Annotated in this window: 10 protein-coding genes; 6 read left to right on the top strand and 4 right to left on the bottom strand. The window is 59.7% G+C overall.

The window, feature by feature from the left end:
* Window positions 1-1053 precede the first annotated feature (1053 nt).
* Window positions 1054-2109: a phosphoribosylformylglycinamidine cyclo-ligase gene (gene purM / locus ACSQ83_RS20065; RefSeq protein ID WP_414950048.1), complete on the bottom strand. Its 1056-nt coding sequence runs from the start codon at window positions 2107-2109 to the stop codon at window positions 1054-1056.
* 232 nt (window positions 2110-2341) lie between these two features.
* Between purM and hda the strand changes: the two genes are divergently transcribed.
* The 6 genes from hda to panB all read left to right on the top strand — a co-directional run bounded on the left by hda (window position 2342) and on the right by panB (window position 7684).
* Window positions 2342-3067 (top strand): DnaA regulatory inactivator Hda, encoded by a 726-nt coding sequence (hda, locus tag ACSQ83_RS20070; protein WP_414950046.1) that lies wholly within the window; start codon window positions 2342-2344, stop codon window positions 3065-3067.
* 76 nt (window positions 3068-3143) lie between these two features.
* Window positions 3144-3830, top strand: coding sequence for an HAD family hydrolase (locus ACSQ83_RS20075; RefSeq protein WP_436229354.1), 687 nt, complete (start codon window positions 3144-3146; stop codon window positions 3828-3830).
* Window positions 3823-5430, top strand: a complete 1608-nt coding sequence (gene pcnB, locus ACSQ83_RS20080; RefSeq protein ID WP_414950038.1) for a polynucleotide adenylyltransferase PcnB — start codon at window positions 3823-3825, stop codon at window positions 5428-5430. The genes ACSQ83_RS20075 and pcnB overlap by 8 nt, the downstream gene beginning before the upstream one ends.
* An 80-nt stretch (window positions 5431-5510) precedes the next feature.
* Window positions 5511-6038 (top strand): 2-amino-4-hydroxy-6-hydroxymethyldihydropteridine diphosphokinase, encoded by a 528-nt coding sequence (gene folK / locus ACSQ83_RS20085; protein ID WP_414950037.1) that lies wholly within the window; start codon window positions 5511-5513, stop codon window positions 6036-6038.
* A 58-nt stretch (window positions 6039-6096) separates the two neighbouring features.
* A complete protein-coding gene (locus ACSQ83_RS20090; RefSeq protein ID WP_414966473.1) occupies window positions 6097-6810 on the top strand; it encodes a deoxynucleoside kinase in 714 nt (237 codons plus the stop codon).
* 58 nt (window positions 6811-6868) lie between these two features.
* On the top strand, window positions 6869-7684 hold the full coding sequence (gene panB, locus ACSQ83_RS20095; protein ID WP_414950035.1) for a 3-methyl-2-oxobutanoate hydroxymethyltransferase: 816 nt from the start codon (window positions 6869-6871) through the stop codon (window positions 7682-7684).
* 41 nt (window positions 7685-7725) lie between these two features.
* Here panB and pabB read toward each other — a convergent pair whose 3' ends face one another.
* From pabB to dnaK, 3 genes are all read right to left on the bottom strand, one after another.
* A complete protein-coding gene (gene pabB, locus ACSQ83_RS20100) occupies window positions 7726-9519 on the bottom strand; it encodes an aminodeoxychorismate synthase component I (RefSeq protein WP_436229355.1) in 1794 nt (597 codons plus the stop codon).
* A gap of 19 nt (window positions 9520-9538) precedes the next feature.
* The gene (gene dnaJ, locus ACSQ83_RS20105) at window positions 9539-10681 is read right to left on the bottom strand and encodes a molecular chaperone DnaJ (RefSeq protein WP_299707129.1); all 1143 of its coding nucleotides are present in this window, start codon (window positions 10679-10681) and stop codon (window positions 9539-9541) included.
* 347 nt (window positions 10682-11028) lie between these two features.
* Complete coding sequence (gene dnaK / locus ACSQ83_RS20110; RefSeq protein WP_436229356.1) at window positions 11029-12987, bottom strand: molecular chaperone DnaK; 1959 nt, start codon at window positions 12985-12987, stop codon at window positions 11029-11031.
* Window positions 12988-13143 lie beyond the last annotated feature (156 nt).

Here is a 13143-nt window from a genome sequence, read left to right on the forward strand (position 1 = left end):
CGTTAGCGGTCGGAGTCTATTCCGGGTTGCTGCTCTCTAGGTTGGTGGTTTGCTTAGGTTCGCTAATCTTTTTATCACTATTAGCCACTGCGCGTGGCGGCGCGTCATTTCTTGGTCCTTAGCGACAAAGAAACGAAGCAAAGAAAGCGCTTTCACCGCTCTACCCTAAAGTGTCCACAGCGTGCAGTTCCATTTCATGGGTGCCCCAAAAGCACGGTGCTCGCCAGAGCTTAGGATGTGTGAACCCCTCCTTCTCGCGAATCCTGACAGTAAAACGCTTCGCCCCGTACGCTCTCGGGCAAGCACCCGTGCCTCACAATCCGATCGGCCTTACGCGTTTGTGCGACTCCACTTCGTTTGCGAACCTAGCCGTCCGGTTTGCGCAGCAATCCCCGTGAAACAGCCTACTTCGTGAGCTTTGGCAGTTTGGTTGCGAGCTCTGCCCAGCAATTTCATGGACTACATTTCGGCCGGATGCAGATTGATTGCCTCTTTTTTTGAGCGTTTGTTTAGCCCGCATATTATTTATTGCCGGCTACGGCCTCACGCATTTTTATGACGCAATTTCTTGGCGGGTTGCCGACATGGTTCCGTATGCGAACCTATTTGGCGGGTGGTTTACGCGGATAGCGCGAGGTGCCCCTTGGCAGGTTCAAACACTGGTGGCGCAGCGTGGGGTATCCGTGTTCGGAGAAAGAGGGTTTCACACATCCGTGGCTCTTGCGAGCACCGTGCTTTTGGGGCACCAATGAATGAAAACTGCACGCTGTGGACACTTAGGGTAGTGCTGTTAAAAGCGCTTTCTTTGCTTCGTTTCTTTGTCGCTAAGGACCAAGAAATGACGCGCCGCCACGCGCAGTGGCTAATAGTGATAAAAAGATTAGCGAACCTAAGCAAACCATTACCCTGGAGAGCAGCAACCCGGCAATGACCCCGACCGCTAACGCCAGAACCTAGCAACCCGGCATTGACCCAGAACCGCAAACCCCCAAACCCGCGCCAGCCCCTTTCGGTCCACCGGCGCGAGCGAAAAACCAAGTCGCGAATGAAAAACTAAACCACTACAGTCTGAGCTTCACCAGCAAGCGATTCCCTCACCACGCCGATCGACCAAACCTGCTCGCCCGCAGCCGACAAAAGCCCCGTCGCGGCTTCAGCGTCGCCAGCGGCCACCACAACGACCATCCCGATTCCGCAGTTAAACACCCGGTGCATCTCCGCATCAGCCACACCGCCGTGCTTCTGCAGCCACGAGAACAACGGCGGCAACGGCCACGCCCGGTGATCCAACTCGACCGTCAAACCATCACGCAAAACCCGCGGAATATTCTCGACCAGCCCGCCACCGGTGATATGCGCCATGCCCTTCACGGCCATTTGCGACATCAGCGACAACAACGGCTTTACGTAAATATGCGTAGGCGCCATCAACGCGTCAGCAAGCGAACGGCCATCGAAATCAGCATTCAGGTCAGGCTGCGCGCGCTCAATGATCTTGCGCACCAGCGAATACCCGTTCGAATGAATTCCCGAAGAAGCAAGTCCCAACACGACATCGCCCGGCTGAATGGTCGAGCCATCGATAATCTTGCTTTTCTCAACCGCGCCCACCGCAAACCCGGCCAGATCGTACTCACCGTCCGGATACATGCCCGGCATTTCGGCGGTTTCACCGCCAATCAACGCACATCCGGCCAGCTCGCAACCCTGCGCAATGCCCTGCACCACGGTCGCAGCCGTATCCACGTCCAGCTTGCCGCACGCGAAATAATCGAGGAAAAACAACGGCTCGGCACCCTGCACCAGGATGTCGTTGACGCTCATGGCGACCAGATCCTGGCCGACCGTGTCATGCTTGTTCAGTTGAAAAGCCAGCCGCAGCTTCGTACCCACGCCGTCGGTGCCGGAGACCAGCACCGGCTCTTTGTATCGTTTAGGTACTTCAAACAGCGCGCCGAACCCGCCAATTCCCCCCAACACGCCATCGCGCATGGTTTTCTTGGCAAATGGCTTGATCCGGTCGACAAGCGCGTCGCCGGCATCGATGTCCACGCCCGCGTCGCGATAGGACAAACCTTGGGCGTCTGGGGCGGATTTCGGTTGATTCATGGGGGATCGGCGAGAAGGTCGGTAAAATGAGATTTTAACCGATGCCAGCCGCCCGGCCGCATTTCTCGCAGTTCGCGGCCCTGACTCCGAAAGACCGCACCAAACCCTTTTCGAGACACGCGCCCATCCGGCTGGAAACTCGACCCCGCGCTCAACGCCTTTCGCCACGGTTTAAACCCGGCATTGGCCCGCTGAGCGCGCCGCTTTTCAAGATACGCCCTGACGGAACCGATTGCCCGTGCAACGCCAACTGACGCTCGATCTCGGCACGCCGCCGCTCGCCACCTTCGATAATTTTTTCGCCGCCGGCAACCACGAACTGGTGACCCGCCTGCGCGAACTCGACGGTGCGCTCGCTGCCGGCCCCGTGGCCGACCGGACCTTCTATGTATGGGGGGAAGCCGGCAGCGGCCGCAGCCATCTGCTGCAGGCGCTGGTGCACGAAGCGAACGGCCGGGCGCGCTTTCTGAGCCCGCAAGCGCCGCTGGCCGCGTTCACGTTCGACCCCAAGGCGAGCATCTACGCCATCGACGATTGCGAACGGCTGTCAGGCGCGCAGCAAATCGCGCTCTTCAACCTGTTCAACGAGGTGCGCGCGCATCCGGCCAGCGCGCTGGTGGCAACGGGCAATGTGGCGCCGCTGGGGTTATCGGTGAGAGAAGATTTGCGCACGCGCCTCGGCTGGGGACTTGTATTCCAGCTCACGCCCCTCTCCGACGAAAGCAAAGCCAGCGCGCTGAAACACGCGGCGCGCGAGCGCGGCATTGCGCTGGCTGACGACGTCCCGGCTTACTTGCTCACGCATTTTCGCCGCGACATGCCCAGCCTGATGACCTTGCTCGACGAACTCGACCGCTTTTCGCTGGAACAAAAGCGCGCCGTGACGCTGCCGTTATTACGCACGATGCTCGCCGCAAAAGAAGACGATGCACCGCGTCCGCAAACTGAGCTTTTTTAGCCCTTTTTCAAGGCCATCATCCCCGCCGCGAGCACCCAGCGAACGCTTCCACCCGCTTCAAGTAAAATGCGCTCCCATGAACCTAGCCCTATTTGATCTCGATCACACGCTCATCCCAACAGACAGCGACCACGAATGGGGTCGCTTCATGGCGAAGCTCGGCATTGTCGACGCTGAGAAGTTCGCCAAGCAAAACGACGCGTTCTACGAAGATTACAAAGCTGGCACGCTCGATATCCACGCCTACCTGACCGCCCAGCTTTCACCGCTCGCCCAACATCCGCGGGCGCAACTGGACGACTGGCACGCGCAATTCATGCGCGAGATCATCACGCCGGCCATCGCTCCAGCGGCACTCGAACTCGTGCGCAAGCACCAGGAAGCCGGCGATTTGTGCTGCCTCGTCACCGCCACGAACGCGTTCATTACGGCACCGATCGGCCGGGCGTTCGGAATTGAAGCACTGATCGCGTGCGAGGTCGAAACGGTCGACAATATCCCCAACGGCGAGCTGACCGGCCGCGCCACGGGTACGCCGAGCTATCGCGAGGGCAAGATCGTGCGCACCGAAGCGTGGCTCGCGTCCATGGGAAAAAACCTGAACGACTTCGAACACAGCTACTTCTACAGCGACTCGCACAACGACATTCCTCTTCTCGAGAAAGTCACCGACCCGATCGCGACCAATCCCGACGACACCTTGCGCGCGCATGCGCAATCCCGCGGCTGGCGCATCCTGGAAATCTTCTCCCCACGTGATTAAAAAACTCATCCGCAAGCTGTTCGGCCAGGAAAGCGCCAAAGAAGAAGCTCCGGCAACCGCCCCGCTCTCCGACGATGTAAAACCCGCCCGCAAGAGCACGCGCAAAAAGGCTGCGCCAGCAACGACGAAGCGCGATCCCAACGTGCCGGTGATCCTGTCGGCGGACGTCCACGGCATCGACCCGGCGCTGATCTCGAAGAACGCGATTCGCGTGACCGATGGGCTGCAGCAAGGCGGGCATCGCGCGTTTATCGTCGGCGGCGCCGTGCGCGACTTGCTGCTGAACGTGGCGCCAAAAGACTTCGACGTTGCAACAGACGCCACGCCGGACCAGGTGCAGAAGCTGTTCCGCCGCGCGCGCATCATTGGCCGTCGGTTCCAGATCGTGCACGTGCAGTTCGGCCAGGACATCATCGAGACATCGACGTTTCGCGCGCTCGTCGATACCCCCGCTGACGCCCCGCCTTCACCGCCGCCGCCACGCTTGCGACGCGGCGAGATGGACACGCGCACGCATGCAGTCGATGCCAGCGGCCGCGTGCTGCGCGACAACGTGTGGGGCGAGCAGCACGAAGACGCCACGCGCCGCGACTTCACGATCAACGCCATGTATTACGATCCGGCCACGCAAACCGTGCTGGATTATCACGACGGCATGGCCGACATCCGCGCGCGTTTGCTGCGCATGATTGGCGACCCGGCTACGCGGTATCGCGAAGATCCGGTGCGCATGCTGCGCGTCGTGCGGTTTGCAGCGAAGCTTGGCTTCGAGATCGAGCCAGCGACGCGTGCGCCGATCGCGGAACTGGCCGGCCTGATCAGTAACGTGCCGGCCGCGCGTCTCTTCGATGAAATGCTCAAGCTCCTGCTCTCAGGCCACGCGCTCGCGTGCCTGACGCGGCTGCGTGCGGAAGGTTTGCATCACGGCGTATTACCGCTGCTCGATGTGATCTTCGAGTCCCCGCACGGCGAGAAATTCATCACGCTCGCGCTGACCAATACCGATGAACGCGTGCGCGCCGGCAAGGGTGTATCGCCGGGATTCCTGTTCGCCACGCTGCTCTGGAACGACATGCAAACGCGCTGGGAACAGTTCATCGCAGCCGGTGAATTTCCCGTGCCCGCGCTGCATCGCGCGATGGACGACGTGCTCGACATGCAGACGGAAAAACTCGCTATCCATAAGCGCTTTTCATCGGATATGCGCGAGATATGGGGTCTGCAACTTCGGCTCGAAAAACGCTCGGGCAGAAGCGCGATGAAGCTGCTGGAACACCAAAGGTTTAGGGCGGGTTATGATTTCCTCCTGCTGCGATGCGAATCGGGCGAACTGGATGCATCGGTTGGCCAGTGGTGGACAGATTTCATCGAAGGGGACGCTGCTGCACGAGAGTCACTGCTCTCGGAAGGCGGGAAGGACCGGGCACCCAAGAAACGACGGCGGCGTAGCAGCAACGCCAAAAGCCGCAGGCCGGGTGACGGAATGGAGGGCGGCGCGAGCACGGAAGGGTCAGCTCGCGACAATCGCGAAGAGCGTGACGTGCGGGATGTACGTGATGTGCGGTATGGCGACGAAAGCGGTGGCCAGCGCGACGATTGACACAGACCGTACGCGTTTTTACGTTTTGATTAACGCGTGTGAGTCGTGTTTCGCCGAATGACAGTCGTAGGATTCATGCCATGACGGTAGCTTATCTGGGCCTGGGCGCAAACCTTGGTGACGCGCGCCAGACCCTGAAAGACACAGTGGTGTGTCTTGCTCAGCAACACACGATCACCGTGCTCGCGAAGTCGAGCCTCTATCGCACCGCGCCCATTGACGCCGGTGGCGACGACTACTTCAATTGCGTCGTGAAGATCGATACCACGCTGCCCGCACGCCAGTTGCTGCGGCTGTGCCACGGCGTGGAAAGCCATTTCGGACGCGAGCGGCCGTATAGAAACGCGCCGCGCACACTTGATATCGACATCTTGCTGTACGGCGATTCCTGTATCGAGGAAGCCGATCTCGTCGTGCCCCACCCTCGTCTCACCGAGCGCGCGTTTACACTCGTGCCGCTGATCGAACTCGACCGCGATGTGGTCATCGCCCAACGCGGCCGCGCCGATGCCTTTCTCGCCTCGGTTCAGGATCAGCGCATTGAAAAAGTGGCGACACATCAGTGCCCGCTATTCGCTTCCCGCTGCACTTCGCGTCGCGAAGCCTAAAAATTTGCGACGCGAAGCCTGGAACCAGGCGACGTGAAGCCTGAAAGGTGAATAGCCCATGACCATGTCGCCCCTCACCGTCACCGCGCCGCAATTGCGGCCGCCGCATCGGTATATCGCGATAGAAGGGCCTATTGGCGTCGGCAAGACCACGCTGGCGCGCTTGCTTGCCGAACGCTGGTCAATGCGCACGTTGTTCGAACGCCCGCAGGAGAACGTGTTTCTCGAGCGGTTTTATCGCGACAACACGCGTTACGCGCTGCCCACGCAATTGCAGTTTGCATTGCAGCGCACGCAGCAAACGCAGGAGATCGCAACGGCGCTGGCGGGCGCGCCGACACCAGGACACTTGGGGCAAAACACCAACGCGCCGCTGATCACCGACTTCATCACCGATAAAACCGCGCTGTTCGCGCGTCTCACGCTGCCCGACGACGAGTTGGAGTTGTTCCGGGAAATCACCAGGCGGATTGATACTTCCGCGCCCGCACCGGATCTGGTCGTGTACTTGCAGGCCAGTCCCGAAGTCTTGTTCGCGCGCATTCAAAAGCGCGCGGTGCCAATGGAACTGCAGATTCCCGACGCCTACCTGCGCGCCCTTTGCGACGCCTACAATGACTTCTTCTATCACTACGACGCCACACCGCTCTTGACGGTGAACGCCGAGCATTTGAATCCGCTGGAATCGGACGCCGATCTGGCGCTGCTGGTAGACCGCATTGAAACCATGCGTGGGCGCAAGGAATTCTTTGTCAAGGGCACGTCACTTTAAGTCCGTCCGGCTTGCGCGCAGGCGCGCCGTCTCATATCTAGTCGATGTGGAAATTCTCATGGCTTATTTGCAGGAAACCAGCCGCTCCGCGATTACCGTCCCGAAGCTTCGGACCATGCGCGACGCCGGCGAAAAAATATCGATGCTCACATGCTACGACGCGAGTTTCTCCGCGCTGCTGGATCGTGCCGGCGTCGACGTATTGCTGATCGGTGATTCGCTTGGAAACGTGCTGCAAGGGCATGGCACGACGCTGCCCGTGACGCTGGCCGATATCGCGTATCACACCGCTTCGGTCGCACGCGGCAACAAGAACGCACTGGTTGTCGCCGATATGCCGTTCGGTACGGTCGGCTCGCGCGAGGAAACTTACGCGAACGCCGTGCAGTTGATGCGCGCGGGTGCGCAGATGGTAAAGATTGAAGGCGGTGAATGGGTCGCCGATACCGTCAAGTTTCTCGTAGACCGGTCAATTCCGGTTTGCGGTCATGTCGGGTTGACGCCGCAATCGGTGCACGCGTTTGGTGGGTTCAAGGTGCAAGGAAAAACCGATGCCGGCGCCGAACAAATGCGCCGCGATGCTCTGGCGTTTCAGAACGCCGGCGCACAATTGCTGGTGATCGAAGCAGTGCCTACGCTGCTGGCCAGCGAAGTGACGCAACAGTTGGTCATCCCGACGATCGGCATTGGCGCGGGGATCGAATGTTCGGGCCAAGTGCTCGTGCTGCACGACATGCTCGGTATTTTCCCCGGCAAACGGCCGCGCTTCGTCAAAGACTTCATGCAAGGGCAGCCGAGTATTCTTGCGGCAGTCGAGGCGTATGTTCGCGCTGTCAGGGAAAAAACTTTCCCCGGGCCGGAGCATACGTTTTAAGAGGGTTTATGCCGAGACGGCGTGGTTGTGTGCCACGCCGCCTAGCTCAACAACTTCAATCGCGCCGGCACCGCGCCACGCAGCGCGTTACAAATCATCAACGATTCCGCGCGGTCCAGGTCCTCCCGCGTCAGGGTGCGTTCCTCTGCACCCAGTTCCTCGATCAACACGCCACGCATCACGCCGGGCAATAATCCTGCGTCGAGCGGCGGCGTGATCCAACGGCCATCGAGTTTCACGAAGACGTTCGACCGCCCGCCTTCCGTCAACTCTCCACGCTCGTTGAAAAACAGCATGTCAAAGGCGCCTAGCGATTCGGCCTCACGCCACGCGCGGTCGTACTCTTCACGCGACGTTGTCTTGTGCCTGAGCAACGGATCATCCGCCGATCGAGCTGCGAAGCCGTGCTCCGATGCCTGCAACACGTCGACGGTGGGTGCCGCCAACGGCACGAGCCGCGCACTTGTTACGGTAATCTCGCCGCTTTTGCCCAACGCAATCCGCAACCGATAACCCGCTTCCGCTTCGAAGCCCGCGCAGGTTTCATCAACACGCTTTTGCAACAACTCCAGGTCAAGCGGAAAGCCACACCACTTCGCACTCGTCTCAAGCCGGGAACGATGGCGATCCCAATGGCGTATCCCCTGCTCCTTGGTCGCGAACGTGGTCTCGAACAGATCGAAACCCGGATCGGAGCCGGTCAGGAATCGAGCCTTCAATTGGCACTCCTCGAATTCATCGGCGGCAACGCTATCAAGCACAATACCTCCGCCAACACCCATCTTGCCTCTGCCCTGCTGAATTTCCAGCGTCCGGATCGGCACGGACAAGCAGAAGTCCCGGCTCGTTTCTATCCAACCGATCGCGCCCGTATAAATGCCGCGCGGCGTGCTTTCCAGCGCGTCAATCAATTGCATCGTCTTGTGCTTCGGCGCGCCCGTAATTGAGCCACAAGGCAAAAGTGCCCGGAGGATATCGGCGAACGTGGTGTTGAGAAGCAAGCGCGCTTCAACCGTCGATGTCATCTGCCAAACCGACTTGTATGGCTCAACCGAAAACAAGCGCGGCACCTGGACACTTCCTGTGACCGCGACACGCGACATGTCGTTACGCAGCAAGTCCACGATCATCACGTTTTCCGCGCGATTTTTTGGATCGAGCCGCAACCATTCCGGGTCCGCGCTGCGGGGCGCGGTGCCTTTCATGGGACGGGCGCGGAGCACGTCGCCCTGGCGCTGGATGAACAACTCGGGTGAACACGAGAGCACATCGCGTCCATCGGGCAGCGCGATCAGCGCGCCATAACGCACCGGTTGGCGTTCCCGCAGCCGCCGATATAACCCGACGATCGAGCCGAATACATCGAAGGCGAGACGGAACGTGTAGTTGATCTGATACGAATCGCCGGCGTGCAACGCTTCCTGGACAGCCGCAATCGCCTGCTCGTACGCGTCCCGCGACACACTTGCTTCGATATTCGCCACACCCGCCACAGAAGCCTGATCGGCCAGGCCGTTATCACGCGTGGCAAGCCATTGATTCGCCTCACCGCGCGATAACAGCGTGCACTCGCGGAACAATAAAAAGCGCAGCGCGGCTTCGCCGGGCTGCGCTAACTGGAGGTTGCGGCCGAATTCATAGTCCGCGAGCACGACGGCGTGCAATCCGTCGTGGAGGTCCGCTCCAACACTCGCGCACACTTCATCGAGTTGCGCGGCGTCGTGACACGAGCGTTCGTGCAAGAAGCTGGCGTAAAGGCGACTCGACCGCCTTTCGGCGGTCGAGTCGCAATCGTCGAGCAGCGCGAAAACCTCGCTGCGTTGCTGCATGATCATTACCTTAGTCGACGGAATCTTAATCGAAGAAACTCTTCACCCGATCGAACCAGCTCTTGCTTTGCGGACTGTGACGCGCGCCGCCTTCGGTTAGTGAGCGCTCGAACTGCTTGAGCAGATCGCGTTGCTGGTCAGTAAGCTTGACCGGCGTTTCGACCTGTACGTGCACATAGAGGTCACCGGCAATGCTCGAGCGCAATCCCTTGATACCTTTGCTACGCAACCGGAACGTCTTGCCCGACTGCGTGCCTTCCGGCACGGTGAAACTCGCGCGGCCAGCAAGCGTAGGCACTTCGATCTCACCGCCCAGCGCCGCCGTGGTAAACGGAATTGGCATCTGGCAATGCAGGTCGTCGCCGTCGCGTTCGAACACCGAATGCTGCTTGATGTGAATCTCGACGTACAAATCGCCGCTCGGACCGCCGTTGATGCCCGGCTCGCCATTACCCGACGAGCGAATCCGCATACCGTCGTCGATGCCCGCCGGAATCTTGACTTCCAGCGTCTTCGTTTCCTTCACCTTGCCCGCCCCGTGGCAATGACCGCACGGCTCAGGAATGAAGGTGCCGGTGCCGTGACATTTCGGGCAAGTCTGCTGAATGCTGAAAAAGCCCTGCGACATACGCACGGTGCCTTGCCCCTGACACGTCGGACAGGTTTCCGGCTTGGTTCCGGCCTTCGCGCCCGAGCCCTTGCAAATCTCGCAATTCACCCAGCTCGGCACGCGAATTTGCGTGTCGTAGCCGTGCGCTGCCTGCTCCAGCGAGATTTCCATGCTGTAGCGCAAATCCGCACCGCGATAAACCTGCGGGCCCGCGCGCCCACGGCTGGCTCCCGCGCCACCACCGGCCGCCTGACCGAAGATATCGCCGAAGATATCGCCGAATGCATCGGCGAATCCGCCAAAACCTTGCTGGCCTGCACCAGCCATGTTCGGATCGACGCCGGCGTGCCCGTACTGATCGTAGGCCGCGCGCTTTTGCGGATCCGAGAGCATTTCGTAGGCCTCTTTGACCTCCTTGAAACGCGCTTCCGAATCCTTGTTATCCGGATTGCGGTCGGGGTGATGCTTCATCGCCAGCTTGCGATAAGCCTTCTTGATTTCGTCGTCGCTCGCATTCTTCGCGACGCCCATAACCTCGTAGTAATCCCGTTTCGCCATATCGGTTCAGCGCCACCGCGCCTGATCAGAAATCAGGTCCGGCGGCTCCCTCTTGGATGCCTGGAGTCTCGCGACTCATGTGGTTCGTCGACGCCTGGCCTTCGTGCGGGACTCGCGCGATCAAACGATGATCAGCGCGCTTGAGTCAACTCACCTGAATCAACCCGCACAAAACGCAGCGCCCTCTAAAAAACAACGTGCCCGGGAAGCCATTAGGCTCGCCAGGCGCGCTCTTCGTCTGTACGCTCAGTCGCGCACGAGACATTTTCCGTCGCGGTCTTGTGCAAAGCCGAAGCCGCACGAGACCGGTTCCTTCATCGACGAACTGCTGACGCGGTTCAATCGACTTAGTCCTTCTTCACTTCCTTGAAGTCGGCATCGACAACGTCGTCGTGCTGCTCTGGCGCCGCTTGCGCACCCGGGCCGCCTGCTGCGCCCGCCGCACCTGCCACCGCGCCCGCCGCACCTTGCGCTGCAGCCATGTCGGCGTACATCTTTTCGCCGAGTTTCTGCGACGCCGTTGACAGCGTTTCGATCTTCGCGTCGATCGCGGCCTTGTCGCTCGCCGTGCTCTTCAGCGCTTCTTCAAGATCCTTCAACGCCGCTTCGATCTTTTCCTTCTCTTCCGCTTCAACCTTGTCGCCGTATTCAGCCACGGCCTTCTTCGTGCTGTGCACCAGCGCGTCGCCCTGATTGCGCGAGTCGGCCAGTTCACGCAGACGGTGATCTTCGTCGGCGTTCGCTTCGGCGTCCTTCACCATCTTGTCGATCTCAGCGTCCGACAGGCCCGAGTTCGCCTTGATGACGATGCGGTTTTCCTTGCCCGTTGCCTTGTCCTTCGCGCCGACGTGCAAAATCCCGTTCGCGTCGATGTCAAAGCTCACTTCGATCTGCGGCGTACCGCGCGATGCCGGAGGAATGCCTTCGAGGTTGAACTCGCCCAGCAGCTTGTTGCCCGCTGCCATTTCGCGCTCACCCTGGAACACCTTGATCGTCACGGCGCTCTGGTTGTCATCAGCGGTCGAATAAACCTGTGCGTGCTTGGTCGGGATGGTCGTGTTTTTGTTGATCATCTTGGTCATCACGCCGCCGAGGGTTTCAATACCCAGCGACAACGGCGTCACGTCCAGCAGCAACACGTCCTTGCGATCACCCGACAGAACCTGGCCTTGAATCGCAGCGCCAACGGCCACGGCTTCGTCCGGATTCACGTCACGGCGCGGTTCCTTGCCGAAGAATTCCTTGACCTTTTCCTGCACCTTCGGCATGCGCGTCATACCGCCGACCAGGATGATGTCGTCGATTTCGCCGACCTTCACGCCTGCATCTTTAATAGCGATACGGCACGGTTCCATCGTGCGTTCGATCAGGTCTTCAACCAGCGACTCCAGCTTCGCACGCGTAATTTTCAGGTTCAAATGCTTCGGACCCGACGCGTCGGCCGTGATGTACGGCAGGTTGATTTCGGTCTGAGCGGCCGACGACAACTCGATCTTCGCCTTTTCAGCGGCTTCTTTCAGGCGTTGCAGTGCGAGCACGTCCTTCGACAGATCGACGCCTTGATCCTTCTTGAACTCGCCGATGATGTATTCAATGATGCGCTGGTCGAAATCTTCGCCGCCGAGGAACGTGTCGCCATTCGTCGAGAGCACTTCGAACTGCTTCTCGCCGTCAACATCCGCGATCTCGATGATCGATACGTCGAACGTGCCGCCGCCCAAGTCGTACACGGCAATCTTGCGATCGCCCTTTTCGTTCTTGTCCAGGCCGAACGCGAGCGCGGCTGCGGTCGGTTCGTTGATGATGCGCTTCACGTCCAGACCGGCAATACGGCCCGCGTCTTTCGTAGCCTGACGCTGGCTGTCATTAAAGTAGGCAGGAACCGTAATGACGGCTTCCGTCACTTCTTCGCCGAGATAGTCTTCAGCGGTCTTCTTCATTTTGCGCAGCACTTCTGCCGAAATTTGCGGCGGTGCCAGTTTTTGATCGCGGGCTTCGACCCAGGCGTCGCCGTTATCGGCGCGCACGATCTTATACGGCATCAATGCGATGTCTTTTTGCACTTCTTTTTCGTCGAAACGGCGACCGATCAACCGTTTGACTGCGTACAACGTGTTCTTCGGGTTCGTGACCGACTGACGCTTCGCCGGCGCACCGACGAGGATTTCGTTGTCGTCCACATAAGCGATGATCGACGGCGTGGTGCGCGTGCCTTCCGCGTTCTCAATCACCTTGACCGTGTTGCCTTCCATGATCGCGACGCACGAGTTCGTCGTGCCCAGATCGATACCAATGATTCTGCCCATTTTTATCACTCTCCTGACTTTGATTGCAGCGAGTCCGTTTTTGCGTTTCCGACGTGGCTCATAGTCGAATCGGCTAGCTGGACGCCCAAAATTTAACCCTGTACGCCAAATAAGAGCGTTCGCATCGATTTCAAGACCAAAAACCGATGCTTTTCC

It is taken from the genome of Caballeronia sp. LjRoot29 (assembly GCF_964252755.1).
Classification (GTDB): Bacteria; Pseudomonadota; Gammaproteobacteria; order Burkholderiales; family Burkholderiaceae; genus Caballeronia.

Bases quoted from the DNA above. Each gene is read 5' to 3' on its own strand.
- pabB (WP_436229355.1), bottom strand. From the start codon at position 9,519: ATGATCATGCAGCAACGCAGCGAGGTTTTCGCGCTGCTCGACGATTGC.
- panB (WP_414950035.1), top strand. From the start codon at position 6,869: ATGGCTTATTTGCAGGAAACCAGCCGCTCCGCGATTACCGTCCCGAAG.
- ACSQ83_RS20075 (WP_436229354.1), top strand. From the start codon at position 3,144: ATGAACCTAGCCCTATTTGATCTCGATCACACGCTCATCCCAACAGAC.
- dnaK (WP_436229356.1), bottom strand. From the start codon at position 12,987: ATGGGCAGAATCATTGGTATCGATCTGGGCACGACGAACTCGTGCGTC.
- folK (WP_414950037.1), top strand. From the start codon at position 5,511: ATGACGGTAGCTTATCTGGGCCTGGGCGCAAACCTTGGTGACGCGCGC.
- dnaJ (WP_299707129.1), bottom strand. From the start codon at position 10,681: ATGGCGAAACGGGATTACTACGAGGTTATGGGCGTCGCGAAGAATGCG.
- ACSQ83_RS20090 (WP_414966473.1), top strand. From the start codon at position 6,097: ATGACCATGTCGCCCCTCACCGTCACCGCGCCGCAATTGCGGCCGCCG.
- purM (WP_414950048.1), bottom strand. From the start codon at position 2,109: ATGAATCAACCGAAATCCGCCCCAGACGCCCAAGGTTTGTCCTATCGC.